Annotated in this window: 22 protein-coding genes; 12 read left to right on the top strand and 10 right to left on the bottom strand. The window is 57.1% G+C overall.

Annotation, left to right across the window (positions count from 1 at the left end; genetic code table 11):
- On the bottom strand, positions 1 to 966 hold a 966-nt coding region (locus tag VMJ32_15275), incomplete at its 3' end, for an HD domain-containing phosphohydrolase (protein ID HTQ40385.1).
- A 471-nt stretch (positions 967 to 1,437) separates the two neighbouring features.
- Here VMJ32_15275 and VMJ32_15270 point away from each other — a divergent pair.
- The 8 genes from VMJ32_15270 to VMJ32_15235 all read left to right on the top strand — a co-directional run bounded on the left by VMJ32_15270 (position 1,438) and on the right by VMJ32_15235 (position 11,510).
- Positions 1,438 to 2,316: a fumarylacetoacetate hydrolase family protein gene (locus VMJ32_15270; GenBank protein HTQ40384.1), complete on the top strand. Its 879-nt coding sequence runs from the start codon at positions 1,438 to 1,440 to the stop codon at positions 2,314 to 2,316.
- 121 nt (positions 2,317 to 2,437) lie between these two features.
- Entirely contained in the window at positions 2,438 to 3,676 is a 1,239-nt protein-coding gene (locus VMJ32_15265; GenBank protein ID HTQ40383.1) for a DUF1559 domain-containing protein, read from the top strand.
- 430 nt (positions 3,677 to 4,106) lie between these two features.
- Positions 4,107 to 5,342, top strand: coding sequence for a DUF1559 domain-containing protein (locus VMJ32_15260; GenBank protein HTQ40382.1), 1,236 nt, complete (start codon positions 4,107 to 4,109; stop codon positions 5,340 to 5,342).
- A 374-nt stretch (positions 5,343 to 5,716) separates the two neighbouring features.
- A complete protein-coding gene (locus VMJ32_15255) occupies positions 5,717 to 6,571 on the top strand; it encodes an HAD family acid phosphatase (GenBank protein HTQ40381.1) in 855 nt (284 codons plus the stop codon).
- Between the two features lie 122 nt (positions 6,572 to 6,693).
- Positions 6,694 to 7,464, top strand: a complete 771-nt coding sequence (locus VMJ32_15250; protein ID HTQ40380.1) for an SDR family NAD(P)-dependent oxidoreductase — start codon at positions 6,694 to 6,696, stop codon at positions 7,462 to 7,464.
- Between the two features lie 146 nt (positions 7,465 to 7,610).
- Positions 7,611 to 8,546, top strand: a complete 936-nt coding sequence (locus VMJ32_15245) for a hypothetical protein (protein HTQ40379.1) — start codon at positions 7,611 to 7,613, stop codon at positions 8,544 to 8,546.
- 15 nt (positions 8,547 to 8,561) lie between these two features.
- Complete coding sequence (locus tag VMJ32_15240; GenBank protein HTQ40378.1) at positions 8,562 to 8,834, top strand: hypothetical protein; 273 nt, start codon at positions 8,562 to 8,564, stop codon at positions 8,832 to 8,834.
- A gap of 123 nt (positions 8,835 to 8,957) precedes the next feature.
- Entirely contained in the window at positions 8,958 to 11,510 is a 2,553-nt protein-coding gene (locus VMJ32_15235) for a DUF1559 domain-containing protein (protein ID HTQ40377.1), read from the top strand.
- A 1-nt stretch (position 11,511) separates the two neighbouring features.
- On the opposite strand, the gene VMJ32_15230 is transcribed toward VMJ32_15235, so the two are convergent.
- Positions 11,512 to 12,213, bottom strand: a complete 702-nt coding sequence (locus VMJ32_15230) for a uracil-DNA glycosylase (protein HTQ40376.1) — start codon at positions 12,211 to 12,213, stop codon at positions 11,512 to 11,514.
- A 157-nt stretch (positions 12,214 to 12,370) separates the two neighbouring features.
- On the opposite strand from VMJ32_15230, the gene VMJ32_15225 reads away from it, so the two are divergent.
- Positions 12,371 to 13,288 carry an alpha/beta hydrolase gene (locus VMJ32_15225; GenBank protein ID HTQ40375.1) on the top strand — a complete coding sequence of 306 codons (918 nt, stop codon included), beginning with the start codon at positions 12,371 to 12,373 and terminating at the stop codon, positions 13,286 to 13,288.
- Between the two features lie 4 nt (positions 13,289 to 13,292).
- Here VMJ32_15225 and VMJ32_15220 read toward each other — a convergent pair whose 3' ends face one another.
- Both VMJ32_15220 and VMJ32_15215 read right to left on the bottom strand, forming a co-directional pair.
- The gene (locus VMJ32_15220) at positions 13,293 to 14,201 is read right to left on the bottom strand and encodes a TIGR01777 family oxidoreductase (protein ID HTQ40374.1); all 909 of its coding nucleotides are present in this window, start codon (positions 14,199 to 14,201) and stop codon (positions 13,293 to 13,295) included.
- A gap of 45 nt (positions 14,202 to 14,246) precedes the next feature.
- Complete coding sequence (locus VMJ32_15215) at positions 14,247 to 15,302, bottom strand: L-threonylcarbamoyladenylate synthase (GenBank protein HTQ40373.1); 1,056 nt, start codon at positions 15,300 to 15,302, stop codon at positions 14,247 to 14,249.
- 108 nt (positions 15,303 to 15,410) lie between these two features.
- Between VMJ32_15215 and purE the strand changes: the two genes are divergently transcribed.
- Complete coding sequence (gene purE, locus VMJ32_15210; GenBank protein ID HTQ40372.1) at positions 15,411 to 15,905, top strand: 5-(carboxyamino)imidazole ribonucleotide mutase; 495 nt, start codon at positions 15,411 to 15,413, stop codon at positions 15,903 to 15,905.
- Between the two features lie 186 nt (positions 15,906 to 16,091).
- Here the strand turns inward: purE and VMJ32_15205 are convergent, their stop codons facing one another.
- The 5 genes from VMJ32_15205 to VMJ32_15185 form a co-directional block, all read right to left on the bottom strand.
- Positions 16,092 to 17,243 carry a M12 family metallo-peptidase gene (locus VMJ32_15205; protein ID HTQ40371.1) on the bottom strand — a complete coding sequence of 384 codons (1,152 nt, stop codon included), beginning with the start codon at positions 17,241 to 17,243 and terminating at the stop codon, positions 16,092 to 16,094.
- 214 nt (positions 17,244 to 17,457) lie between these two features.
- On the bottom strand, positions 17,458 to 19,923 hold the full coding sequence (locus VMJ32_15200) for a M56 family metallopeptidase (GenBank protein HTQ40370.1): 2,466 nt from the start codon (positions 19,921 to 19,923) through the stop codon (positions 17,458 to 17,460).
- Positions 19,920 to 20,333, bottom strand: coding sequence for a BlaI/MecI/CopY family transcriptional regulator (locus tag VMJ32_15195; protein ID HTQ40369.1), 414 nt, complete (start codon positions 20,331 to 20,333; stop codon positions 19,920 to 19,922). Before VMJ32_15195 ends, VMJ32_15200 begins: the two co-directional genes overlap by 4 nt.
- Before the next feature lie 206 nt (positions 20,334 to 20,539).
- Entirely contained in the window at positions 20,540 to 21,532 is a 993-nt protein-coding gene (locus VMJ32_15190) for a C-terminal binding protein (protein HTQ40368.1), read from the bottom strand.
- 207 nt (positions 21,533 to 21,739) lie between these two features.
- Complete coding sequence (locus VMJ32_15185; protein ID HTQ40367.1) at positions 21,740 to 22,174, bottom strand: hypothetical protein; 435 nt, start codon at positions 22,172 to 22,174, stop codon at positions 21,740 to 21,742.
- A gap of 882 nt (positions 22,175 to 23,056) precedes the next feature.
- Between VMJ32_15185 and VMJ32_15180 the strand changes: the two genes are divergently transcribed.
- Both VMJ32_15180 and mscL read left to right on the top strand, forming a co-directional pair.
- The gene (locus tag VMJ32_15180) at positions 23,057 to 24,256 is read left to right on the top strand and encodes a lactonase family protein (protein ID HTQ40366.1); all 1,200 of its coding nucleotides are present in this window, start codon (positions 23,057 to 23,059) and stop codon (positions 24,254 to 24,256) included.
- 186 nt (positions 24,257 to 24,442) lie between these two features.
- Complete coding sequence (mscL, locus tag VMJ32_15175; protein ID HTQ40365.1) at positions 24,443 to 24,910, top strand: large-conductance mechanosensitive channel protein MscL; 468 nt, start codon at positions 24,443 to 24,445, stop codon at positions 24,908 to 24,910.
- 167 nt (positions 24,911 to 25,077) lie between these two features.
- On the opposite strand, the gene VMJ32_15170 is transcribed toward mscL, so the two are convergent.
- A complete protein-coding gene (locus VMJ32_15170) occupies positions 25,078 to 26,547 on the bottom strand; it encodes a DUF1501 domain-containing protein (protein ID HTQ40364.1) in 1,470 nt (489 codons plus the stop codon).
- Positions 26,548 to 26,741: the final 194 nt, after the last annotated feature.

Raw genomic sequence — 26,741 nt, 5'->3', positions numbered from 1 at the left:
CAATTGAGGGCCAAGGAAAATGATGCCGTCGTACATGTTTTCCAGCAACCGCTGGTGATGCAGCGATTCCACCCCGCTGGCAACTGCGGAGACTCGTGGTGCGGATTGCTGCCACCAATCCGGGGCCGCGTCCGGATCAAGTTCCTGAAGCCATCGCTGGGCCACGCGAGCATGCAATTTTTGCTGATCCATCGATAATAGTTCCGCAAAATGAAACACTAATTGCGGATCAAACTGCGTCCCGGCATGGTCGCATAATTCCTTCAGCGCTTGATCGTACGACATGGCCGGACGATACACTTGCGGCGTGGTCATCGAATCAAAGGCGTTCATAACCGCCAGAATCCGCGCCCCTAAGGGCAAATCGGCGCCCTGGCAATCGATCCGTTGCCGACTGCCGTCAAACCAGGCGGCGCTGTGACGCACGATCTGTAATACCTCGGACGAAGCACAGCATGATTCTAAAATTTGCAACCCCAGCCCTCGGTGGCCGTCCATCACGGCGCGTTCGTGAGCAGTCAGCGCGCCCGGCTTTAGCAACACGGCGTCCGGAACACCAATTTTGCCGATGTCGTGTAATAGCGCGGCAATTTCCAAAGCATCTCGCTGCGTCGGCGGCAATTCCAACGCCAACGACCAGGCGGAACAACCCAGCGCTACCCGCATGCTGTGGGCCGCCGTAGATGCGTTTTTGCAGCGTAAGGCCGTCAGCAAACTGCTGGCTAAACCCAACCGAGCCTGAGCCAATCGATGTTCCAATTCACTCTCGGTTGCAGTGCGGGACGTTTCATTCGTTTCAGTCGCTATGGAAAGCCCATCTGCAAGTGCCGGTGATCTTACGCGATGCATCGGCTCGACATCGCCCAGCAGCGTATGAAGTTCCTGGAACTGTTTTTCCACAATCCCGGAGGCGGCCAGATCGGTTTGGGCAAGGGCGCCGGCAGGAACGGAATCGGGAGTTGACATTAGACCTTATTTCTCTGAATTTGGCGCTTCGAAGACCCAGTGGATTCACAACTGCCTGAAGTCAGCCGAGAGAACAACCGCTGCGAGTGAATACCCCGACGACAATCCCGCAGGAGGTCTCAGCCGGACTTTGAGCTGAACATATTACAATGGCAATTCTCGCCGTCTCCAACCAAAGCCACTGCGGGCGCCCTCTATGCGCAGTTCGTCGGCAGCTTTAGACTGACGAAGTTCGATCAACCATGAAAAAACTAGGTTATAACCGGCTACTAGTCAAATTTCCGGATCACGCAGATCCTGCGTCAAACAATCATCGGACCGCACGTAACGATCGTATGACTTTTTGCGACCTTACCGACCCTTGCTCTTGCAGAATTCACAAGGATGCTGATTCCTAAATCTCGGCATGCCCATCGGTTTAGCTTGAGATGTCACGCCGCCTACACCTTACTCTGACTCACTGAAAACAACATGCGCCTTATTTCCATAGCATCGGCATCTGGCGCGCGAGTGGCCTGTGTTCTGCCCAACAGCCAGTACGTTGATCTACAACAGGCCGATGCAAGTTTGCCCAGTGACATCACGCAGTTGTTAGCTCTGGGTAGTGACGGCTTGCGGCGCGCTGCCGCCGCCGCGGCAAATGGAAAGCCGATCAATCCGGAGGAGGTCAAGTTACTTCCTCCCGTGCCACACCCGGAAAAGATTTTCTGCATCGGTTTAAACTACGCCGATCACGCGCGCGAAACCGGCAAACAACCGCCGCCCGAGCCCGTGGTGTTCAGCAAGTTTGTCACGGCATTGCGAGCAGCCGGCCAACCCATTGTTTTGCCGCAGTTGAGCAGCAAAGTCGATTACGAAGCCGAGTTGGTCGTCGTCATCGGTAAAGGCGGCCGCCACATTCCCAAGGAAACGGCACTGGAACACGTCGCCGGTTACGCTTGCGGCAACGACGTTTCCGCCCGCGATTGGCAAAACCATAAACCGGGCGGACAGTGGCTGCTGGGAAAATCGTTCGACAGCTTCGCCCCGCTCGGTCCCGCGCTGGTAACCGCCGACGAAGTGGGAGATGCCGGCGATTTACGCATCTGCTTGCGGATCAACGGCAATACCATGCAAGACAGCCGGACTTCGCAATTGATTTTCGGCGTGTCCGAACTGGTGAGTTACATTTCCGGCGTCTGCTCATTCAGCCCGGGGGATTTAATTTTTACCGGCACGCCGTCAGGGGTGGGCTTTGCCCGCAAGCCGCCGGTCTATCTTCAACCGGGCGATATTGTAGAAGTGGAAATTGAGCGGGTTGGAATTTTGCGCAACCCAGTCATGGGGGAAGAAAATAGCACCGTCTTCTAACAATTTCCTTACAATGTTACATTGAAGGGCATTATAATTACCGGAAACTCTTCCACTGGAGTTTGCTGTCAGGCCCTTCGAGTTTGGATGTGAAAGCCTAACCGTAGATGATAGGTGCAATATGAGTACGAAAGACGGCCTTCGTCGGTGCGATCCAGGTCATTCATCGCCTTCCCCATCAGCTTGTGCTTTCTCCGAAGGGTTTACTCTCGTCGAACTCCTTGTCGTCATTGCCATTATCGGAATCTTGATAGCGCTCCTTTTACCCGCGGTTCAAGCGGCGCGCGAAGCGGCGCGCCGAGCGCAATGTATCAACAGTCTCAAGCAAATCGGCTTGGCGCTATCAAATTACGAAAGTGCAAAGAAATCGTACCCGCAAGGCCGCATGCTTCCCGATTTCGCAGCAAGCGGAACGGAGCAAGGAGGAACTTCCTATGATGCCATTGTGACTTCCGATCCCAGCATCAAAACGGGATTTTATTCAGTGCATATCTGGCTGTTGCCATTTATGGAAGAGAAAGCCGTCTACGATCTGATTCACTTTGACCGCCCGCTTACGACGATGATGGAGAAGGTGCTGGGAGATTTTTCTGTCAATCCAAATTTCCAGGCTTTTACTCAGGCTGCGGGAATTTTTATCTGCCCGAGCGATCCAAACACTGGAGCCGTTATTTCGGAAAACAACTATCGATATAATTTCGGGGGTTCCACGCCCTATGCCGGTTGGGTTTCACCCGGCAAACCGATGGCTTTAAGCCAAATTACCATCACCGGCGGCAATGGCGCTTTCACCATCGGCAAAGGGCTGCGCGTGAAAGATTTTTCCGATGGACTTTCGAAGACCGCGTTTTTCTCTGAGCGCAGCAAAGGCAGTTTGCGAATTGTTACACTGCAGCCACCGACAAAAGATGACATGGTCGAAGCCACGGGCAGAATCACCCTACTAGGAACAGATCCCGTGGCCGACGATAATAGTCTGTATACTACTTGTCTGGCGTATGACCCCCAACCGAATCAATTCAATTTTTCCAGCCCAGGACGATGGGATAAAGGCGACACCTCCAAAAGCGGGGACGGGAAAAGCTATACCGACGGCTGGCCGGTAGGGATGTACATGGCCACCATGTACAATCACGTGGCGACTCCCAACTGGCAAGGCGAGGATTGCGGAGCTTGGAGCGCTTTTCCTGATACGCCTGGCGAAGGAGCGATTGTGTCCGCGCGTAGCTATCACACCGGCATTGTGAATGTCTGTTTCGGCGACGGGCATGTCGTACCGGTCAGTGATACCATTGACCTTACAACCTGGCGTGCATTGGGCTCGCGCTACGGTGGCGAACCGGTGCCGAACATTAACTGACCAGAAACGGCTTCTCTTTCTTTTTTGCTTTGTTGACCGAATACAATAACGGAAAACCGATTCCAGATGATCTCTCGGCAACGAACCCTACAAAACCTTGCGGTGAATTTTTTTGATCGTTCAACAGTGGGGTGAGCAAATAACGCCATCCATACCGCAGGGGGGAGGAGCGGTCCGCGCTGCCTCTTCGACCAATTCGTAATGCAAAAGTTGCGACGTGACAACAGTCTTCGATAGTGGACACAGCTTGCACTTGCCGGTACACTAACTCTGATGCGGTTGCTTCCGCCGTGAACTGCGCGGGCCTTTGAATTATTCGTTGCGCTTGTGCTACTGACGACAATCAAATTGGACTTGGTTGACGTCGATTCCGTTCTATTCGTGATGTAGGTGAAACATGGAAGCTAATGCTCTTCGTATGAATCTGAAGATGTATACATTTCGCGAACGTTGTCCGTTATACCGCAATCGCTCTTATGCCGGCTCTGTGTCACCTGCTGCCGATCGGGCTTTTACCCTGGTGGAACTTTTGGTCGTGATCGCCATCATTGGCATTTTGATTGCCTTGCTGCTGCCGGCTGTACAAGCGGCGCGCGAAGCGGCCCGCCGTTCGCAATGCGTTAATTGTCTCAAGCAAATCGGCCTAGCGTTGTTCAATTACGAAAGCGCTAAAAAGGCGTTTCCTCAAGGCCGCATGTTGCCCGATTACGCGGCCAGCGGTGTTGAGCAAACGGGGGCTACTTCTTATACCGGCATAGTGCCCACTGATCCTAGTATCAAAACCGGGTTCTATTCGGTTCACACGTGGCTGTTGCCGTTTATGGAAGAGCAGGCGATATACAACATGATCAATTTCCAATTGCCCTTAACCACTGTGATGGAAAGCCCGATAGGAACGCCGAAGAATCCCAGTTATCAGGCATACAGCCAGGCGGCGGGAATTTTTATTTGTCCTAGCGACCCTAATACCGGCGCGGTCGTCTCGGAAAACAACTACCGCTACAACTTTGGAGGTTCGACTCCGTACGCTGGTTGGGAAAAACACGGCGCGCCGATGCCACTAAGCAAAATTACCGTCAGCGGCGGCAATGGTGCATTTACAATCGGCCGGGCATTAAAGGTTAAAGACTTTTCCGATGGCTTATCGAAAACCGCCTTTTTTTCCGAACGGACTAAGGGCACCCTGGGAATTGTTGGTAAACAATTACCAACGCATGATGATGAAATGGACAGCAATTTGCAAACCGATCCGTCGTTGAATCTTGCCACCGATCAAAATACTTTGATGACTAAATGCGGGACGGCGCCAGCTGCCCCCAGCCAGTACGATTATACTTCCATGGGGCGGTGGGACAAAGGAGACACCACGGGGGCCGGCGGTGGGAAAAGTTATACCGACGGTTGGCCGATCGGCTCGTATGGTTCCACCATGTACAATCATGTGGCGCCTCCCAATTGGTCGGGCTTCGATTGTCAAATGTTCGGCAGCGTTCCTGATACGCCAGGTGAAACGGCACTTGTTTCCGCTCGCAGTTATCATACCGGCATTGTGAATGTCTGTTTTGGCGATGGTCACGTGGCAAGCGTCAGCGAAACCATCGATCTTCCCACTTGGCGTGCGCTGGGCACGCGCAACGGCGGCGAAACGGTGCCGGATATTAATTAGAATTCTCCTCCGTGTGATTGGCATCGCCGGTGGAAATTGCGTTGTCGTTGCTCGTCCTGATTTGCCAGCGCGACGATTGCATTGATGAGCGGCAATCGATGATTCTTCATCGCCGAGGCGGTCGCAACACATCGGATGAAATCTGCCCGTTTTCTCCACTTTGCCAGGTTGCATTGGGATTTGATTGAATTATCATAATCCTGCTATACCCGCGTCACTTTGGAATATTCGGGGGGTTCCGCCATCCGTCAACCTGCTTGTGCCGGGCTATAAGCTAGGCTTTTCAGTACGACGAATTAGGCGCATTGCCCCGGAATCGCCACGAATCACTGCTCCACCCTCGCCTTCGTGCTTTCTCCGCAACGTCACCTGTGATGAAACCCGCTTCGCGTTTTAGCCGCCTGACTTCGGTAACCTTTCTGGCGCTGCTAACTTCGGTAGCGCTGGGCTGGCAGGCGGCGCCGCATCCCACCGACTCTCAGCGTGGTCTGCTGTACGCCGACCTGTGGATGCAAACCTCCGCAGAATACGTGGCCTGTTGTCTGCAAACCTATCAAATGGCTACCGACCAGGTGGAGCGCGATTTGAATCAATTTCGTGCTGAAGAAAGTAAGCTGCCGCCGGATCAGCGCAGTATGCCGCCGGCCGTGGTGATGGATTTGGACGAAACCGTGCTCGACAACGGCACCTTTGCCTCTTACTTATACACCAGCGGCCAAAACTATACCGACGATGCCTGGCTGAAATTTCAAAACGAGCATTGGTCTTCAGTTCGGATGGTGCCCGGGGCGAAAGAATTTATTGCCCGCGCCGAATCGCTGGGCCTGACCGTCATTTACATCACCAATCGGGAAGAACCGCTGCGCGAGGTCACGATCAAGATTTTGTCGCAATGGGGGGTGAATACCCAGGGTCTGGACGACGTGGCGGGCGTACGGTTGTTGATGCAAAAACATGGGGAAAGCATCAAAAAGCCGCGGCGCGACATCGCGCGGTCCAAATACCACGTGTTAGCGTACTTCGGCGATCAATTGGGTGATTTTAGCGACGAGTTCGCTCCCAACCACGACAACACCGCGGAAGCCCGGCGTGAGGCAGCGTACGAATATCGCCGGCTGTGGGGCACGCGCTGGTTTGTGCTTCCCAATCCCAGTTATGGCCAGTATCAGCAAGTGCTGCGGGGCGATGCGGAGCAATATCTGCGCCAGGCCGACGCCCCTTCTAAGTAATTGCCCCGCGCCTGCAGTCCCAAGTGGGCGGTATCGACACTGGTGCAATGCAAACTGCACCGCTAAACTGGACCGTTCTGGCGGTGCTTTCGCATCATTACGATTTTTCGCCATCGCTGTGTATGAGCACTCCATTATTCGATCTTCGGGGCCGCGTGGCACTGATCACGGGCGGCAGCAAAGGCATCGGTAAGGCGATAGCTCGCGGACTGGCGGAAGCCGGCGCCGACGTCATCATTTCTAGCCGTCACGAAGACGAATTGCACGCCGCGGCCGCTGACATTCGTCACGGATTGGAAAGCGGCGTGGCCACCTTGGTGGCCGACATGACCCGCCGCGACGATGTGCTGCGCCTGTCGGAAGCCGCCACGCACGCCTTCGGGCGCATCGATATCCTGGTGAATAACGCGGGCAGCAACCTGCCGCAGCCGATCGATTCAATTCTGGATGCCGACTGGGACCGCATTTTAGAGCTGAACTTGAATTCCTGCATGGCGCTGACGCGCTATGTCGTGCCGCAAATGAAGCAGCGCCGTTGGGGACGAATTATCTTTCTCTCCTCGGTAATGGGCCTGGCTTCGCTGGCCGGCCGCGGTGCTTACTCGGCCACCAAAAGCGGCATCATCGGATTGTGCCGGGCCATCGCGCTGGAGTTGGGCGAATTCGGCATCACCGCCAATTGCATCGCTCCCGGGCCAATTCTTACTGATCTACCCAAGACCGTGCTAACCGAAGCGCAGCGCACAGCCGTGGCCGCCCGCACCGCGGTGGGCCGCTGGGCTGATCCTCGCGAACTGGCGGGCCCTGCCCTCTTGCTGGCCAGCAATGCCGGCAGTTTCATCACTGGCTCGGTAATCGTGGTCGATGGCGGTATTTTGGCCCGCACCTTTTGAAGCTGATCTTCTACCGATCTGGGCCGTCGCTGTACAATCCGCGGCCTATGCTGGCCCGGTGCCTAACTGCCGTTATGCTCGTTCTGCAGCTAGTAGGATTAGCGCACGGTTTACGCGCTGATTCAACGACTTCGCCGTTGCCACTTATGCCCATTCCCGCCGCACCGACGACGACTGTGCCACCGACCAGTGCGCCGCCTGCCACTTCCCCGCCGGCCGCAGTACCGTCGGCACCAGTGTCGACCCCGTCTGTCGCGCCGGCAATTTATACGGCCACGCTCCCTCCGCCTCCGGCGGCGCCATCCAATCCAGAACGCACTTCCAATCCACAAACCTCTCCCAATCAAGCCCTGGCCGATATGGCCAAAGCTGCGATCATCAAAAGTTTGAAGCCGGAATACGAAAAGCAGGACAACTGGGGGCATCAAAAGGAAATTGTCGACGGCTATCACTGGCAGCAGAATCCCGACGGCTGGCATTTGGAACCGCATACCAAAAACGTCAACGACGGCACTTGGAAAATGTATCGTGTGCTGCTGCACGACCCAGAGCGAAATTTGCAAGTGCAGTTCACTCCGCCACAGTCGGCTCCCAACGGAGGCACGGCCTTTCAAGCCCTCCTGACTGCGCGCTTCTGGGCGGAAGCGGCGCAGGAACAATGGCTAAGGGGCATCAAAGGGTTGAACTTCAATTTCGAAGGAAATGCTACCATCGAGGCCCAGTTAGATATTGTCATCAACGTGCAGCCCGTGGCCGGTGCGAGCTTCGGCACCATCGAAGTGCTGCCGCAGGTGACCGGCGTGAATTTGCGGCTGGTCGATTTGACGCTGACGAAGGTCGACATGCTGCACGGCGACGCCGCCAAAGAACTGGGCCGCGCGTTCAAAAACATTGTGGCCGACGAAATCCGCAAGCGCGAACCGGAAGTCGCCAAGAAAATCAACACGGAAATTCAAAAACATCGCGACAAGCTGCATTTCTCTCCCGGCCAAATTGCCCAAATCGGTTGGGGAAAAATCCAGTCGCTGTTGGGAGGCATTGGCACGTCAGCCGCCGCGCCTGCCAAACCCGCGCCCAAGTAAGTAAGCGGATGCCCCGTGCTGCGCGGCAAAGCCAAATTCCGCATCGTAGCGGGGAGGATGTCGAAAACGTCGAAATTGACGCCGGCGGCAACGTCCCGGCCGCACCTTTTATGGCGGCCTCGACGAGAAGTGGAAATGACCGGCCCGCTGGCGTATCATGGGCAAATTTGGGAATCGGGCCCCGGCTATGATGCCCGGTGGAAACAAATCGGTAAAAAATGGGTCACCCAGCACACTGACGGTCACGTCGTGAGCCTAACGCTGGAAACGCCATGGAACACGCCCTGACAGCACGACCGGCAATGATTTGATGCTGGGCCGGCGGTTGGGTTTAGCCATCGAACGCTATTTCCGCGATCCGCCTAAACAAGCACCGGCAGAATAAAACCAAAAAACGAACAGGAGATTTCCATGGCCACCGCCGCTTTGCCGGGCTGGATGTTGACGTTTTTGTTCCTGGCCGGAGCGCCGGTCAGCCTGCCGTTGTCGTTGCCGCCGCTGCAGGAAGACCCGCTGCTGGCCAAAGTCGCTCCAGAACAATGCCTGTGGTATGTCTCTCTGGCAGGCGTCGACAAAGCGGATCCAGCCAGCAAAAATAAAGTGGAGCAATTGCTGGCCGAGGACGACGTTCAGCATTTCATTCACGAACTCGGCGCCCAACTCCAAGCTTCGTTCGCCGCGGCGGCGCCCCAAAATCCTTTGGGCAAAGCCTTGGCGGAAGAAGGGCCGAAACTGTTGGGAACTTTGCTTACGCGGCCGATGGTGGCTTACGTGGCCAGCGTTGCCGCCGGACCAAAGGGACCGATGATTCGTGCCGGGCTGGTCGTCAATTTAGGCGACCACGTAGCCGACACTCAGGCATCGCTAGAAAAAATCGACTTGTTAATTCCTCGGCACGAATCTCCGCAGAGCTCCGGGAACCCAAGCGGGACCACCGATTCAGGCCGACACGATTCTACTCCTACGAGTCCCGCTGCATCTGTTCCCGACTCCACGGGATGGCACACTCTGCCGACTTCGCCCGATGCTCCCCAAATTCAATGGGGCTTCAAAGACAAATATCTCATCATTGCCATCGGCGAAGGAGAGGCCGATTTACTGTGGGGCCGCACCAGCAAGCCCGTGCCTGCGTGGCTCACCGAGCTTCGCAGCCAGCTCAAGGTCGAACGCCCCGCCATGGTGCAATACATCAACGTGCAAACGCTTGCCGAGATGGCTCAAACGGCTTTAGCCGCGAATCAGGGCGCGGAAAACACCCGCGCCTTGTTTGAAGCGCTGGGGATTCAAAAAGTGAAATATTTGGCCAGTGTCGGCGGTTTGGAAGGGCAGGGTTACACCAGCCGCGCCCTGTTGGCCATCGACGGGCAACCCACTGGGTTGTTGGCCCTGGTCGGCGGGCAACCGTTGGATGCGGCCGCGCTGGACCTGATTCCAGCCGACGCCAGCTTCGCCTTGGCTGCCCGAGCCGATGTGACAAAAATCATCGATGCGGTGCTGAGCGTGGCCACGGTGCTGGAGCCGCAGGCTCGCCAAGAATTCGATGGCGGTATGCAGCAATTGTCACAAATCACCAGCGTCAATATCAAAGACGATTTGCTGGGATCGCTGGGCGATGCCTGGTGCGTATACAATTCGCCGGGCGACGGTGGATTAGTGTTCACCGGCTTGACCCTTACCGCGACGATCCGTGATCGCACAAAACTGCTCCAGGCACACGATAAGCTGATTGCCTTTGCAAAAATGGCAGAGCAGATGCGTCGGGTCAGTGGCCAGGCGTCAACCGGACCATCGCTCGCAGAAACCGAGTTCCACGGGCAAAAGATTATGTTTCTCAACTTTGTCGGGGGCGATGCCTTTCCTTTCGCGCCGGCCTGGTGCATTACCGACAAGCAAGTTGTGTTTGCGCTGTTTCCGCAAACAATTAAGTCTTACCTGCAACGGCAATCAGTGAACAGCCAATCCGGTTCGCTTTCGAACACAGGCCCAGCGGACGCCGACCAGGGCAAGCATAAGTTGACCGACGTGCCCGAAGTGGCGCAAATGTTTTCAGGCGGCTCCGGTCCAGCGATATTCAGTTATCAAGACACCCCTAACCAGTTCAAGTTCTTCTATCCGCTCTTGCAAATTTTCACCCAATTGGCATGTTCCCAAATGCAACAGCAAGGCGTAAAAGTGAACATTGGCATTTTGCCGAATTCGAGGGCGATATTACCGCACCTGACGCCCAGCGTGGCGATGTTGCAGAGTACCCAAGACGGCATCCGCTTTGAATCGCATGGCACGTTGCCCAGCGGCGTCGGCAACCTTCCGATGCTGGCAGTCCCCATGCTGTTGCCGGCCACAATGAAGGCTCGGGAAGCCGCCGAGGGTGCAGCTTCCATGAATAATATGAAACAAATTGCCCTGGCGATGCTCAACTTTGAAGATGCTCACAAGTCGTTTCCGCCTGCGTTCAAGTCCAGCAAAGAAGGCAAACCGCTCTTGAGCTGGCGCGTGCTCATTCTGCCGCAACTTGAAGAAGCTGAACTATTCAAACAGTTCAAGCTCGACGAACCCTGGGACAGCGAGAATAACAAAAAACTGATTGAAAGAATGCCCCAAGTGTACAAAGCCCCGGGCAGCAAGGTTGCCGGCGAATTCAAAACGGTGTATCTCACAGTACGTGGCGAAAATACGGTGTTTCCGGGCGACAAGGGAATTAAGCTCGCACAAATTACGGACGGCACGTCAAAGACTATCATGGTGGTGGAAGCGCCCGACGATAAAGCTGTTGTTTGGACTAAGCCCGACGATTTTGAGTTCGATCAAGATGATTCCGTTGCCGCATTGCCTGGATTGCGCGCTCGAGGATTCTTGGCTGCATTTTGCGACGGCCACGTGGAATTGATTCCGCAAAGCGCCGGTATCAACGCGTTCAAGGCGCTGAGCACCCGCAACGGCGGCGAGGTCATCCAACTGCCGTGAGTCAGTCCGCGGCCAACAATTTTCGCGCCGTAGCAAATACGCGGTCGAACATCGCTTCGGTCAATTTGCCGGTGAACGTGTTCTGCTGGCTGGGATGATAACTGGCCAACAGCCACCGATTTTCATGCAGCGGCACGATCGCGCCGTGCCCGAATTTAGGCAGCGGTCCGGAAAACCATCCGCGGCGCCTGGCCTGCGCCACCGCGGCGCGAAATGCAATTTGTCCCAGTGCCAACATCACTTGCGGATTCAGCAAATCGACCGTTTGATCAAGCCACTTCTGGCAATTGGCGGTTTCGCGGGGCATGGGCTTGTTGTCCGGTGGCGCGCAATGCACGGCCGCCGTGATGGCGCAATCGATCAATCGCAACCCGTCGCTTTCGGCAACGCTCTGCGGCTGGTTGGCAAACCCGGCATTGAACAGCGCCCGGTACAGCCAGTCGCCGCTGCGATCGCCCGTGAACATGCGTCCGGTGCGGTTCCCGCCGTGGGCCGCCGGCGCCAGCCCGATCACCAATAGCCGGGCCTTAAAGTGGCCGAAATTTGGGACCGGCCGGCCCCAGTAATCCCACTGGGCAAACGCTCGCCGCTTTTGCTGGGCGATGCGGCGGCAATAATTTCGCAAGCGTGGGCAGCTCTGGCACGCAATAATCCGGCGATTCAGCCCGGTCCACTTTGTTTGTTTGGCAGGCAAACTACTCATTCAAGGTTCCCGCGTTTTCAGGCCGTCGAGAGCGCTCGCGCTGCATTCATCTCCATTTTAGCAGTCATCAGATTAGACACTACCAAGCCAGGGGTTTATGATGTCCGGCACATCGCTGCGGTTTAACCAACATCGCCTTCACAAAAAACCCTGACCCATGATTTTGCACGATCATTGCTTTTGCTTAACGATAATCGTCGTCCTATTCGCCGCGGTGCTGTCGAGTGCGATCTCTTCTTCGGCCGCCGAACCCACTACTTTTTTGCTGTGGCCCCAGGGCGCACCCGATGCCAAGGGAGATCAAGACAGCGACAAGCCAAACCTCACGGTCTATACGCCGCCGGACGACCAAGCCAATGGCACGGCAATCATCGTTTGTCCCGGCGGCGGTTATGGACACTTATCGCTTGATAAGGAAGGAAAAGCGGTAGCCCAGTGGCTAAATACATTGGGCGTGACCGCATTCGTGCTAGATTATCGCCACGCCGGAAAAGGCTACCATCATCCAGCGCCAATGGAAGACGGCCAGCGGGCCGTTCGCTTGGTGCGGACCAATGCCGCCACGTGGAAGATTGACCCGGCGCGGATCGGCATCATGGGATTTTCCGCCGGCGGCCACTTGGCGTCCACCGTCGGCACTCATTTCGACAGCGGCAATCCACAGGCCGAAGACCCCGTTGAGCGCGCCGGTTGCCGGCCCGATTTTTTGGTGCTGTGCTACGCCGTAATCACCATGAAATCGGACTACACGCACGCCAGTTCGAAAAAGAGCCTGCTGGGCGACAACCCCGATCCAGACCTGGTGCAAAATCTTTCCAACGAAACGCAAGTCACCAGCGACACACCGCCGACCTTCTTGTTTTGCACCAATGCCGACACCGCCGTTCCGGCCGAAAACAGCGTGCAGTTTTACTTGGCCCTGCGCAAGGCCAAAGTGCCCGCAGAGCTGCATATTTACCAGCAAGGCGCGCATGGCGTGGGCCTGGCTCCCAACGATCCGGTGTTAAGCACGTGGAAAGACCGCCTGGCAGATTGGTTGAAAACCCGCGGTTTGCTGAAGAAGCAAGAGAATTAATTTCTCAAGCGACGGAAACAATTGCATCGAGTGCGGGACCGATTTCCGGGTAGCTAAACTGGAATCCGCTGGCCTGCGCGGCACGGGGAATCACTCGCTGGGAATCGAAAAGCACTTGCGCGAATTCGCCCAGCGCCAGCCGCAGCGCGTAATAAGGGACAGGCAAAATCGCCGGTCGATGCACAGCCGCCCCCAGCGCTTTGGTGAACTGCTTGTTAGTCACTGCGTTGGGCGCCGCGGCATTGATCGGGCCTGTAACGGCGGACCGTTCCGCCGCGTGCAGGAACAAGGCCGCCAAATCGCCCACGTGAATCCAGGGCATCCATTGTTTGCCGCTGCCCAACGGGCCCCCCAACCCGAAACGAAACGGCGGCAGCAATTGCTTCAGCGCGCCTCCGTCCAACCCCAAGGCAATGCCGGTGCGAATGCAAGCCACGCGCACGCCCAACTCTGTCGCCTTCTGGGCCTCGCGCTCCCAGGCGACGCACACTTCCCCAAGAAAATCGTCGGCCGGCGGAGCCGATTCCTCCAATACTTCGTCCCCCCGATCGCCATACCAACCCGTGGCCGAGGCCGAAACCAACACCCGCGGCCGGTTCTTCAATTGCTGCAGCGTTTGCACGAAGTGGCGCGTTCCCAATTCACGGCTTTCTCGAATCAGCCTTTTTTTCTCTGCGGTCCAGCGCCCGCTGGCCACCGATTCGCCCGCCAAATGAAACACCGCATCGACTCCTTCAAACGCCTCCAGCGGAGGCGGCCCCGCCAACGGATTCCACGAATACGTCTGCACGTTGAACTTCGCCAGCGCTTGCCGCGCCTTGTCGGCATTGCGGCTTAACACCACGGGACGATCCAACCGCTTCAGCAAATGCTGCCCGATGAACCCCGTGGCGCCGGTGAGTAATGCACGCATGCTGTCCTCCACCCTCAAAGTTAATCGTTGAAACGCGACCGACGGTCATTCTGTTTGTGCGGCTCGGCGCAAGCGATCGTGAATCGCCAGCCACGTATCGTCCGTCGGCGGTAAATCAACCACGATGTACTCTACTCCCGCGTCATCCAATTCATGCAGCGCGGCATACAACCGGGCGGCATAACCGGCCGGATCGCGCGGCATGTCGATCACGGCTTTGATCCGGCCCACACCACTGATTTGTGTTGCTGGCAGTTGTTCCAACCGCAACCAACCCACGCCATTGCTTTCCGCGAGCAATTTGCTAATGACCGATTCATTTCCCGCTTCGACACACACCACTTTGGCCCGCGGTGCATAATGCCGCGCCAGCATTCCCGGCGACCGCAACGGCTCGGTCGGCGAGAGCACTGACGGTTGTCGGCATGCAGTGGAGCGATCTCCAATCGCCGCTTCGCCGATGACTGTCCGCAACTGTTCTAACGTCACCAAGCCCGGCCGCAACACTCGGGGCGGATCGACGGTTAGATCCAGCACGGTCGATTCCAAGCCGCGAGGCGTTGGCCCGCCATCCAGGATCAAATCCACCCGGCCATCTAATCCCTGTAATACATGTACCGCTGTGGTGGGAGAAATGCGCGTCGAGCGGTTGGCGCTGGGGGCGGCGATCGGAATATCCGCCGCTTTGAGCAGCGCCAGCGCCACCGGATGTGCCGGCACACGCAATCCCACGGTTGGCCCGCCAGCCGTGACCATATCGGGCACTTCGGGCCGTTTGGGAAGAACCAGCGTCAACGGACCGGGCCAAAACCGTGCAGCCAATCGGGCCGCGACATCGGACCATTTGCTCGTTAATCGTTCTGCTGCCGTCGCATCGGCCACATGCACAATGACGGGATTATTCGGCGGCCGGCCCTTCGCCGCAAAAATTTGTTCGACGGCATTTGCATCCAGGGCGCTGGCTCCCAATCCGTAAACGGTTTCCGTTGGAAAGGCCACTAACCCGCCACGCTGCAACACTGCCGCCGCTTCGGCAATGATGGCCGCTTCGGGCTGCTCTGCCGAGACTCGGTGCACCGTGGTTTTCCGGGGATTGAACATTTTCCGGCAATCGCTGAAACTAGGAAACGATGCAGGACCGCGCTCATTCGGCGGCCCTTTGCATTCTGCACTCTTCCCTGAGCAATTACTATCCGACGGACGCGAAACATGGGCACTTCGGAAAAACCGCTGGTGGGCATTATCATGGGGAGCAAATCGGATTGGGAGGTGATGCGCGCCGCTTCCGAAACGCTCACCCGGCTCGGCGTGCCGCACGAAAGCCGCGTGATGTCGGCTCATCGCACGCCCGATCTGGTCAGCGACTACGTGTCCCACGCCGAAGCGAACGGTGTGGAAGTGCTGATTGCTGCCGCAGGCGGCGCAGCGCACCTGGCCGGCGTGACCGCTGCCCACACGTTGCTGCCGGTATTGGGCGTGCCGATGGAAAGCGCGGCGCTGAAAGGGCTTGATTCGCTGCTGTCCACCGTGCAAATGCCCGCCGGAATTCCTGTGGGTACGCTGGCCATTGGCAAGGCTGGAGCGACGAATGCCGCCCTCTTGGCAGTGGCGATTCTGGCCGGCAAGCAGCCGGAACTGCGGGAAAAACTCCGCCGCTACCGGGCCGAGGCCGCTGAAAAAATTCGCAACGAAAAGTTGGAGTAATTCATTCTGAACCGCGGAGACGCGGAGACACAGAGAAGAACGAAGAAATTTATAAGGAAGCCAAGAAAGCAGGAATTATCATACTAGTCCAAAAAAATCAGTAATGCGCACTGTTGTCTAATTCCTGTCTTCCTGGACTCCTTATAAAACATTTGCCTTCTCTGTGCGTCTGCGTGGTAAAATCTTTCACTGCGAGCCGATCGTGATCGGCGGTCCCACCGTGCGGCCCAAAATGCGCAAATACTGCGCCGCCGCAGGGTCGGTGGGAAGCGCCTCGGCAATGGCGGAATAAATGACGCTCAGTCGAGCTTGGGTTTGCGGCGATAATTCGCCGTAACTGTGCAGCGGCGGATGCTGTTGCCACTGTTCGGCCACTAAATTCATCGCCAACGCATTGAGCGGATCGAAATGAATTTGAAATTTTCGAGCCCGGGCTTGCTTGTCGCCCAAAATCGGCCGCATCACGCTGTCGGGTTCCGGACTATGCACGGCCCCCAAAAAGTGCCCCAGCTCGTGTACCAGCAGTTCCAACCGCTCCGGCTCGGTCACGTATTGCGACCATTCACGCAATAGAATGTGTCGGTTCAGCGGTCCTTGCGTGCCGCCCAAATGCGTGCGGCCCCGGGTGATTTGAAACTGGCTGGTGAAGCCGATCGCCACACGGGCCTCGTCCGGATCTGCCTTGCGATTGAACTCATCGACCGCCTCTTCGAATTTGGTGATGTTGCTGTCGCTGTCCCAGGTGCCGGCGGCGATTACTTTGAGCCGCATGCCGCAGGTGCGCTCCAAAATGTCGGAGGCGGCGGCCACCCGGTCTCGCAATCGCCGCTGCCAAACCTCCGGCTTGGACGGTTCTTTTTCGTCGACAAAAATTTTGACGGTGATAGTGCGGGCGGCTTCTTCCGCTTCCGGCGATTGATTAGGTCGAAGAATCGGCAAATCGGCCCTGGGATCGGCCTGGGGCATGTCGCCGATGCCGATCTGATCCAAATCGATTTTACCGGAAGGCAATTCGGCAAAATAATAGGCGGCATCGGCCTGAATCGGGCAGTCGATGCCGTTGGATACCAATTTGGCGCCGACGCCGCGCGCCAGGGGCACCGGGATTAATTCGCCCGAGGCAAGTTTGTACTGCGCGGGCTGGGCAGTGGAGTGGGCACGCTCCGTCTCGCCGCCGGCCGACACGACAGAAAATTTAATTTCCTCCGTCGTGCGATTGCTAATAATGGCCACCGCCGCCGCCCCCGGCGAGCTGTGCAAATAGTACAGGCAGCCAACGATCAACGCCGCCGGCCAGCCATGGACCCACCGCGGGAAAAACAGATTTCGACAAGGCACTCTCATCCATCTAATTTACACTGCCACAGGGCCGATGGCGATAAGCGGCTTTTCTCGGGTAGTAATGCACTTTGCTAGCAACACCTCAAGGAGGCCGGGGTCGAGGCCGTCATTCGACCCAGAGGCTCTCGGCGGCCGAGTCCTCGGCGCCATTCTTTCAAATTTAGCTCCGCCACTGCGTGTCAAGTTTTAGAGGCCAGGCAGCGGCGGCGGGTTACTGTGCTTGGAACACGGCATATTGCAGCCATTCGTCCAATTCTTCCACGGTTTTTAGCAGTTTGATCAAAGCGGCTCGCTGGGAGTCGGTTAACTCAGGGTTTCGGCCCATTGTTCTTCGGACACCGCCGGCGCGATCGAGTCGGCCTCGTAGGAATTGTAATTCCATGAGCGCGTTTCCGAGTGGTATGTCAAAACCTAGTTTATTCGGATCGACCATCGCGTCGAAGGCGGCGTCGACGGCTTTCAGTTTGGCAATGCCGCTTTGTTCCACAGGCGAAAGCTGCCCGGCATCGGCCAGCTTGAACAGGTCGTGCGCGTCGAGTCGGTAGTTCGACTCGCTTAACAATTCTTTGAATGCGTTCGCTTCGTCGGGGGTCATGCCGAAAAGATCTTTGAGATCGATTTGGTGACGATAGGCCTGCAGCACCCGGCCAATGGTCTTCAGCGCGGCGGGATCGATTTGCTGGGCCTCGAACAGTGACAACAATTGCTTGGCTTCGTCGGGAGTGAATTGGGCCACGGCCAACAGTGGGCGTAATTCCGCCGGCACATCGGCTAGCTGCTCTGCTTCCGATTTCTCGTCGACACGATGGAAAAACAGAGTATCCTTGCTTTGATTATTTCTGAGGCGAAGGAACGAGTCATCGAGGCGGACAATTTCGTAAATGTACGTTGACGGTGTTTCCAAGCCCTGGACATTGCTCAGCCCAAAATCGGCGTTCCAGACATTTTGCTCGTCGTAAATGATTTGCAGCGAGCCGTCGGGGCCGATGGTCCAATGGCCCCGGCCACGATGATACTTGGTGACCCAATGCCGTTGGCCGTTTTGAGAGTCGCTGACCTCGAAAATGCGTACTTTCGCGCCCAAATCTTCAAAGCCTCCGTCCTTGAGAAATTCAAGCTCTTTGCCGGCGGTATTTCGCCAGCGGCCGACAAGCTGATTCTTGATTTTCGCCAATGCTTCCTCGGATAGCGCATTTGGCGGGTTGGGAGCCATTCCGGCCGCTCCAACCGCTCCGGGCGCGCCGCCGCCGGGGCCGCCGGAGAACGGGTCAGCCATGCCGGCTGATTCGGGCGCGCCGGACGACGGCTCGGCGGGCGACTTGCCCGCAGGTGTGGCTTGCGACCAGTCGCTAAGCCGCAGGCGGTTGGCAGTGTCCTGTAGCACTTCAGCGCGACCAGCGGTCGCGGCTTTATGAGGGGATGCATCACTGGTTGACGACGATCCCGGCGCGCCGGGATCGGCTTGGGTAAGCCGCCAAGGGACTATTGCAATTACACCGAGCGTGGCCATGATGAAACTGGCCAGCAGCATTTGGCGACGGGAAAATATTTCGATGTGTTTCATGGCCTCGATTCTCCGTGAAAGAGTTTTGAACGAGCCGGACATGCCCACGGCCACCAAACCGGTGCGGAACGTGGGTCGGATTTGCTGAACGATTTTGATAAGGGTCAGGCCATAATCGATGGCGGCAACTTGCATTTGCAGCACGACCAGCTCGTCGCAGGATAATTCCTGTTCCTGCCGCGAGCGGCGACTGGCTAGCCACACGGCCGGATGAAAATAGAGGAGCACGTGCGAAATGGCGGCCAGCGCGTTCCAGGCGAGGTCGTGTCGTTTGAGATGAGCTAGTTCGTGGGCGAGGATGAGGCGGATTTCGTCGAGGGTAAGAGGTTCCACAGCGGGTTCATCACCTTCACCCCGACCCTCTCCCGTCAAGGGAGAGGGAGAAGTTTTCAGCATGCCCGAGGGGAAAATGACGCAGGGCTTGAAAAATTTCACGAGTAGTGGCCCTTGGGCGAAGGCGCTTTCGGCGAGCTGCACCGTGCAGCGCAAACTCAATTGCTGGCGAACTTGGTCGAGGAGTGCTTCCAATTGCGGTGAATGCACTGTACGAGCCGATCGGCGCAGCCGCAGAACGAGCCAGGTTTCCCAGGCCAACCGGCCGACAATCAATGCCAGGCCCAAAAGCCAAGCGAGCAAGAGACATGACGAGAGGGTTAATCGCGCGGCGGGAATGGTGGGTTGGACAGTGTTGGTGGCAATTACAGCAGTGGCCGTCGACGACAAATTGCGGCTAGACGACGGTTCATCGTTAAGCTGCAAGCGGTTGGCGACGTCGATTGGCAGTGCGGCGCGACCATCGGTCGCGGCTTTATGTGACGATGGATCATCATCAGTCGCGACCTGATGCTGCTGATCACTGACCACTGGCCCCTGACCACTGCCAGCCGCCGGCAACAGAGGCAAATTCACAGGGTTCGTCCACACCAGCAGCACCAGTAGCTTCACATACGCCAAGCGCCAAATCCAGGAACGCAAGCGGGCCGAACGGTTTCGCAACAGGAGCGTGATGAGCCAGGCGACGGCAATCACCAGCGCGCCTTGCCAGCAAATTCGCCACAGCCACGGTGCCCAAGCGGCGGCGGAGGCATTCAGCGATTCAATCCAGGAGTTCATGCGGATTTCTCCTGAGCGGCGTGAGAGGGAATGGACCGCAGTTCGCGGAGCAATTGCTTCAATCGTTTCACTTCGGCCGCTGTGAGATCGTCTGGCTTTTCCACCAAGTACGCCACAAACGGCGACAGCGAGCCTCCCAGCGTGCGCTGCACAAATCGCTGCACGAGGCCGCGATCGAGTTCGGTTTTACTGAGTCGGGCCGAATAATGAAATTTGCCGTCCACTTTTTTGCGGGTGAGAAAGCCTTTGCGTAGCAGCCGGCCCACCATGGTGGCCACGGTGGTGCGGGCTTTGCCGGTGTCGGCCGCCACCTGCCGGGCGACATCGCCAACCGTGACGGGCTGATGTTCTTGCACAATTTGCAGAATTTCCAATTCCGCGTGACCAAGTTTGCCGGGCATCCGAGGCATGGTGTGCTCCAGATAATGACGAATGATGAAATCGCGAGGATTTTCGCCGAGTGACTACTTATGTAGACGCATGGTAGCAAAGTCTACAAATGTCGTCAAGAGTTGGGAGTGAGATTTTCCATGTATTGCTAAACCGCAAGCGGTTAACGGCGTCGTGTGGCGCTGCAGCGCGACCAACGGTCGCGGCTTTATCTGGGTAATCCCCCTCAATTCACCACGTTTCGCAGGCGCTGGCCGGTCAGGGCCAGGCGAATGGCCGCGGCGCCTTTGGTGCGCATGTCGTTAAAACCCTGCTCGGTATAAAAGGCCGCGTGCGGATTCACGATCAGCCGATGATGGGCCGGATGCTTAGGATCGCGCCAGGCGCGGATGACGGGATCATCTTCGGCGGGGGGCTCCTGCGGCAACACATCCAGCGCCGCACCGGCCAAATGTCCGCTGGCGATGGCGGAGGGAATGGCCGACGTATCGACCACCGCCCCGCGCGAAGTGTTCACCAAATATGAACCCTGCGGCAACCACGCCAGCGATTGGGCGTTGATGCAATGCCGCGATTCGTCGTTCAGCGGGCAGTGCAAGCTGACGATGTACGCTTGCCGCAACAGTTCCTCCAGCGTTTCGGCCCGGCGCACGCCGATCGATTTATCGTTGCCGTCGGGCAAAAACGGATCGTAAAACACCACGTCCATACCCAAGGCTTTGGCCCGCAGGGCCACGGCGGTGCCAATGCGGCCAAAGCCGACAATCGCGAACACTTTTCCGCGGAGCCGTTGCAGGGGCGCCGCCTGGGTGTAGAGCCACTCGCCTAAGCCGGCACGCAATTGAGAGTTTTGGCGATGAATGCCCCGGGTGAGCGATAGGGCCATGCCGATGGCGCTGTCGGCCACGTCTTCGGTGCCGTAGTCAGGCACGTTGCACATGGTAATGCCGCGGGTGCGAGCGAACTTGTAGTCCACGTTGTCGATGCCGACGCCGCAGCGGACGATCAATTTGCAGTGTTTCAATCGCTCCAAAGTCGGGCGCGTGATCGAGAGATTGTGCCAGACCATCATGGCGTCGGCGTTTTCCAGGCGGTCGACAATTTCGTTCTCGTGAAATCCGTTAAGGGCGACGATGTCGGCAATATCGCCCAGGATTTTTTCTTCGGGCGCGAGCGAGCCCGTGATGAAATCGGTGATGGCGACGAGAAAGCGTGACATGATTCAGGGTTCGTGGTTCAGGAAGTAAGAGTTTGATGCTTCGGCGTTGGGGACCTGAAGGCAAAGCAATTCCAGAATAAGAAGTCACTTAATCCACGGCCGTGTGCCCCACCAAAATAAAACGAGGCCCTGGTTTTCGCCAGGGCCTCGTTTGCGTTTGTTACATAAGAGAACGCTACACGCGGATGATTCCGCGCACGATTTGCTTTAGTAGGCGACTCGCACGCGGCCAAACAACCCGCGGTAATACACAGGACCGCCGTAGTAGGCCGGAGCGTAGTAAGTCGGGGCATAATACGCGGTTACCGGAGCGGGGGCGTAATACGAGGTGACCGGAGCCGGAGCGTAATACGTGGTAACGGGCGCCGGTGCGTAGTACGTGGTGACCGGAGCCGGCGCGTAATAGGCGGTGGTGACCACCGGTTCGGACACGGCCGTCGTCGGATAATACGAGGTCACCGTGCTCGGCATCGGCGAGCCGGTCACAACCGAGGCCGAAGTGCTGGGCACAACGCTCGGCGCATAATACGTGGTCGTCACCGGCGCAGCGACTGCCGGCGCACTGCAGCCGCATTGCGCCTGCGCGGCCGTTGCGACACCCATAACCGCTACCGCAAGCAAGGCAGATAAAACTCGTTTCATCGGAACCTCCTAAACATAATCTGTTGATCGAAATGTGTATTGCAGGTGTTTACAGCACCAACTGCAAACTGAATCGACTGCAAAAAGAAGAGCGAAATTGCACGGCGTACCGCTTAAGAAAGTATGTCACTGGAACACTCCGAAGGCAAGGAATGCACATCAAATGCCGTGACCAATCTTGAAGAATTTTTTTCAATCCGGTCTTCGGAACGGCAACCAATTTGGGGATTTGGGCCGATCGAATCGATTAAGTGAAGAATGACGGCTGATGGAACCGCTAGCAGCTGGGGGGGGAGAGTGTGATCGAAATGAATTCGCGGCGACGTGTTTTTGATTCGCACCTGCTGCTGGCGGCTAGCAGCTTGCAGCCAGGGGATACTTCCGAGCAGAGTCGGGCACGAGTTATTGACCATTCGTGAAAACGGCGTCTAGGTTTTCTGCTGGCGTCCGCTGCATGCTGTCTACCGAATGGCCAAGCCAAACCGGCGAGAGAAGCGGATGGAGCGATGTTTGGCGTACCACTGACGTTTGGCGGCGTTCGTTGAAAAGCGGCGATTTCGGGTTCCATCTGGCATGATCCACCTTCCTTTCTACCCATGTACAGCGTAGAGCCGCCGGGTTTGTTACAGACCCTGGAAAAAAACCGGGATTTTGGCCGGAAACCCAGGGAATAGGGGCTCCCTCCGCTTGCTTTCACCGTGGCCGCGGCCCTCGTTTTCGACCCCCAGCCGCCGGCCAAGCGGGCTTCCAGAATCCAGTGTCGGGCAACTTGAGTTTGGCCCGGCCGGAGGTTCAAATGGTTTTCACGGTTCAACGGAAATCGGCCCATGGACACGGGCACACCGCAGTACCACGCACACATCGGGAGGCCGTTCACATTCCATGCGCAAAACTCGTTATGTATTCCCCCACGTTTCTCTGGCGTCTGTCATTTTGTTTGTCGTCTGCGGCATGAGTTCGCAGGCCAAGCCAGCGCTGGCTGCGACCATTGCCGCGCCCACCGGCACGGTGCGGGTATACGTGGGCACATACACCGGCCACGGGAGCGACGGCATTTATCAATTCGATCTTGACCTGGCGACTGGCAAACCGACGAAACCGGAACTGGCCGGCGAGGCGGTGAATCCGTCGTTTGTGGCGCTGCATCCGTCGGGCAAGTTTTTGTACTCGGTGAGCGAAGTGTCGGGCGACGACGGTAAAAAGGCGGGAGCGATCAACGCGTTTGCCATCGATCCGGCCACGGGGAAGCTAAGGCTCTTGAATCAACAGTCGTCGCGCGGGCAGGGGCCGTGCCATGTGTCGGTCGATCACGCGGGCAAGTTCGCGCTGACGACGAATTACAACAGCGGAAGCGTGGCGGTGCTGCCGATCGATGCCGACGGTTCGCTCAGCCCGGCCAGCGCTTTCGATCAGCACGCAGGTTCCGGGCCGAATCCGAAGCGGCAAGAAGGGCCGCACGCGCACTCGGCAAACATGGATCCCACGAATCAGTTTGCCATCGTGTGCGATTTGGGGCTCGATAAAATTTTCGTGTATCGTCTGGGGACCGACGGCTCGCTCACGCCGAACGATCCGCCCACCGTGTCGGTTGCGCCCGGAGCCGGGCCGCGGCATTTCACGTTTCATCCAAATGGCAAAATCGCCTACGTGATTAACGAGATGGGGTCCACCATCACAGCCTTTAATTGGGACGCCGCCAAAGGCACGCTTTCCGAAATTCAAACCATTAGCACGCTGCCCGACGGTATGGTTATGCCCGGCAACACCACGGCCGAAGTGCAACTGACGCCCGACGGCAAATACCTGTACGGCTCCAACCGCGGGCACGACACCATCGCCATGTTTGCCGTCGACCCGGCCACGGGCAAGCTAACGTCACTGGGCGAAGTGCCTAGCGGCGGAAAAACCCCGCGGAATTTCGCCATCGACCCCACGGGCACATGGCTGGTGGCGGCCCACCAAAACAGCAAAAACATTTGCATCTTCCACATCGACCCGGCCACCGGCAAACTAGAGCCGACGGGCGACCAGGTGGAAGTGGCCAATCCGGTGTGCGTGAAGTTTTACACACCGGCGAAGTGAACTCGACAAGAGCCGGCAGAATTGGCCGCGAATGAACGCAGATGAACGCGAATTCGGAAACACGTGGACCAAAAATCACGTTTGGCATCGAATGTTTTTTAAATTACCTTTCGTTTATATTTGCGTTCTTTCGCGTTCATTTGCGGCTTGAATTCTAAACCATCTGTTGTGCAAAGGCTCATGGTTATGGCACTTGTAAACAAACTCGAATCGTTTGAACCGGCCAAAAAAGTGGGCGGGTTGTTGGAAGAGTTCAAAGCCTTCGCGTTCAAAGGGAGCATGATCGATCTGGCGATTGGCGTGATTATTGGGGCGGCGTTTGGGACCATTGTGAAATCGCTGGTTGACAACATTATCATGCCGGTGGTATCCCTGGCGATTCCTAACGCTACGAGTTATGAAGATTTGAAGTGGATTTTATCGACGCAAATGGTCGACGGGAAACCCGTCGAGAAGGCGATTCACTACGGTAGGTTTTTGGCCGACTTGCTGAATTTCATCATTGTCGCCTTCGTGGTGTTCATTTTTCTGAAGAAGCTGATGAGCTGGATCACGCGCTCCAAAGAACAAGCCGCCGCCGCACCGCCACCGCCGACCAAAGATCAGGAATTGTTGGCCGAAATCCGCGATTTGCTGAAGCAGAGGGCCACTTGAAGAAATAGCAAATCAGATTGAACCGCAGAGACGCGGAGACGCAGAGAAGAAAAAATTTATAAGGAAACCAAGAAGGCAGGAACTTTTTTGTTACCGATTGACCGTTCCTGGATTCCTAACTTCCTGCCTTCCTAATCAATCTGCTGCCTCTCCGCGGTGAAAAATTTCTACGCCGGCGCGCTGGCAAACAGCTCTTTCACGGCCTCGCCTTTGCCGTCTTTGGTCACGTAGAACGGGCGTTTTTCGATTTCGAAAGCCGTGCGGGGGGAAATGCCCATCGCGGTGAGCAGAGTGGCATGCAGGTCGCTGACCGAAACTTCCTTCGCTTTGTCGGTCACAAGGCAGGGGCGCTCTTCGGCGGTTTCGCCATACAAAAATCCGCGCTTCATGCCGCCGCCCCACATCACCACGCTCGATGAGCCCGTGAAGTGCCGGTGCAATCCATAATGAATGGGCATCTTCAGGAAGTCGGTTTTGGCCCGCGATTGGTCGCGCGCGGTGCTGCCGGGCACGCCTTCAATCATCATGTCGCGGCTGAACTCGCTGGCCATAACGACCAGCGTGCGGTCCAGCAGGCCGCGCTGCTCTAAATCTAAAATCAACTGTGCGATCGGCCGGTCGACGTCTTTTTTCATTTGCTCGGTGGTGGCGTGGCCGTTTTCGTGGGTATCCCAATTTTTGAACGGCACGTATTCGGTCGTAACTTCGATGAACCGCGCCCCGGCTTCCGTCAACCGCCGCGCGAGCAGGCAACCCAAGCCGAAACGGCTGGTGTTGTATTTATCGAAGCTCTCCTTCGGCTCCAGCGTTAAATCGAACGCTTTGGCGTCGGACGAGCTGAGCAGGCGGTGGGCGTTTTCCATCGACCGCAGCATCGATTCCTGCTGATACGCGCTGCCGAATTCGCCCAGCGGACTTTGCTGGACGAGTTCTTGATATTTCGCATAGCGGGCTTGAAAGCGCTCCGGCGTCATGCCCTTGGGGGGACGGACGGAATCGGCCGCTTGATCGGGAAAGGGCAAGGCGAAGGGGCCGAACTCGGTTCCCAAAAAGCCGGCCGTGTGGAAGGCTTTCAACTCTTCTTTTTCGCCAATGCCTTCCAGCCGCTGGCCGATGTCGATGAACGCCGGCACCGCAGGATTTTTGGGCCCCAGCACTTTGGCAATCCACGCGCCGATGTGCGGTGAGGCCACCGTTTGCGGCGGCACGTAACCGGTGTGCCAATGAAACTGATGACGCGAATGCAAAATGTGGCCCAAGTCGGGCAGCACGGCGGAGCGGACCAGCGTGGCCCGATCCAGCACGCCGGCAATGTGTTCCATGCCTTCGCAAATTTTGATGTTGTCGACGGCCGTGTCGATGGCCGGGAACGTGCTCATGATTTTTTCGACCGGCAGGCCGACTTCGAACGGCGCGTATTTTTTGGGGTCGAACGTTTCCGGCGCCGCCATGCCGCCGGCCATCCACAGCAAAATGAGCGTGTCGGCCGTGGGCTTGGGATTTTCGGCGGCGTCGGCATCGGCGTGCGCACTGGTAGATTCGGCCCGCGCCCAAAACCGCGGCTCGCCAGCCGCTAGAGCGGAAAGCGTGACTGCGGACGCCGTCTTCAAAAAATTGCGGCGGTTGGAGGAACTCATTTCGAATCCTCGACAGCATTACAGGCTAAAGGGCGACTGAACGGATTTGAATGGACTATCAACAAACCACGGATGAACACGGATGAACAGGCTTTGTTGAAACCCTTATGCTGCCAACAGGAGCAGGTCGTGAGTGAGGACACGCAAGTGAACTTCGGTTGCTTGAGTTGGACGGGATCGACCCCGCAGGGAAG

Source organism: Pirellulales bacterium (assembly GCA_035499655.1).
Classification (GTDB): Bacteria; Planctomycetota; Planctomycetia; order Pirellulales; family JADZDJ01; genus DATJYL01.
Note: the sequence above shows the minus strand (reverse complement) of the source record. Positions and strands in the feature narration are given on the sequence as shown.

What these genes read in the sequence shown, in the direction of transcription:
- VMJ32_15270 (HTQ40384.1), top strand. Translation starts at nt 1,438, where the DNA reads ATGCGCCTTATTTCCATAGCATCGGCATCTGGCGCGCGAGTGGCCTGT.
- VMJ32_15265 (HTQ40383.1), top strand. Translation starts at nt 2,438, where the DNA reads ATGAGTACGAAAGACGGCCTTCGTCGGTGCGATCCAGGTCATTCATCG.
- VMJ32_15260 (HTQ40382.1), top strand. Translation starts at nt 4,107, where the DNA reads ATGTATACATTTCGCGAACGTTGTCCGTTATACCGCAATCGCTCTTAT.
- VMJ32_15255 (HTQ40381.1), top strand. Translation starts at nt 5,717, where the DNA reads ATGAAACCCGCTTCGCGTTTTAGCCGCCTGACTTCGGTAACCTTTCTG.
- VMJ32_15250 (HTQ40380.1), top strand. Translation starts at nt 6,694, where the DNA reads ATGAGCACTCCATTATTCGATCTTCGGGGCCGCGTGGCACTGATCACG.
- VMJ32_15245 (HTQ40379.1), top strand. Translation starts at nt 7,611, where the DNA reads ATGCCCATTCCCGCCGCACCGACGACGACTGTGCCACCGACCAGTGCG.
- VMJ32_15235 (HTQ40377.1), top strand. Translation starts at nt 8,958, where the DNA reads ATGGCCACCGCCGCTTTGCCGGGCTGGATGTTGACGTTTTTGTTCCTG.
- VMJ32_15230 (HTQ40376.1), bottom strand. Translation starts at nt 12,213, where the DNA reads ATGAGTAGTTTGCCTGCCAAACAAACAAAGTGGACCGGGCTGAATCGC.
- VMJ32_15225 (HTQ40375.1), top strand. Translation starts at nt 12,371, where the DNA reads ATGATTTTGCACGATCATTGCTTTTGCTTAACGATAATCGTCGTCCTA.
- VMJ32_15220 (HTQ40374.1), bottom strand. Translation starts at nt 14,201, where the DNA reads ATGCGTGCATTACTCACCGGCGCCACGGGGTTCATCGGGCAGCATTTG.
- VMJ32_15215 (HTQ40373.1), bottom strand. Translation starts at nt 15,302, where the DNA reads ATGTTCAATCCCCGGAAAACCACGGTGCACCGAGTCTCGGCAGAGCAG.
- purE (HTQ40372.1), top strand. Translation starts at nt 15,411, where the DNA reads ATGGGCACTTCGGAAAAACCGCTGGTGGGCATTATCATGGGGAGCAAA.
- VMJ32_15200 (HTQ40370.1), bottom strand. Translation starts at nt 19,923, where the DNA reads ATGAACTCCTGGATTGAATCGCTGAATGCCTCCGCCGCCGCTTGGGCA.
- VMJ32_15195 (HTQ40369.1), bottom strand. Translation starts at nt 20,333, where the DNA reads ATGCCTCGGATGCCCGGCAAACTTGGTCACGCGGAATTGGAAATTCTG.
- VMJ32_15190 (HTQ40368.1), bottom strand. Translation starts at nt 21,532, where the DNA reads ATGTCACGCTTTCTCGTCGCCATCACCGATTTCATCACGGGCTCGCTC.
- VMJ32_15185 (HTQ40367.1), bottom strand. Translation starts at nt 22,174, where the DNA reads ATGAAACGAGTTTTATCTGCCTTGCTTGCGGTAGCGGTTATGGGTGTC.
- VMJ32_15180 (HTQ40366.1), top strand. Translation starts at nt 23,057, where the DNA reads ATGCGCAAAACTCGTTATGTATTCCCCCACGTTTCTCTGGCGTCTGTC.
- mscL (HTQ40365.1), top strand. Translation starts at nt 24,443, where the DNA reads ATGGCACTTGTAAACAAACTCGAATCGTTTGAACCGGCCAAAAAAGTG.
- VMJ32_15170 (HTQ40364.1), bottom strand. Translation starts at nt 26,547, where the DNA reads ATGAGTTCCTCCAACCGCCGCAATTTTTTGAAGACGGCGTCCGCAGTC.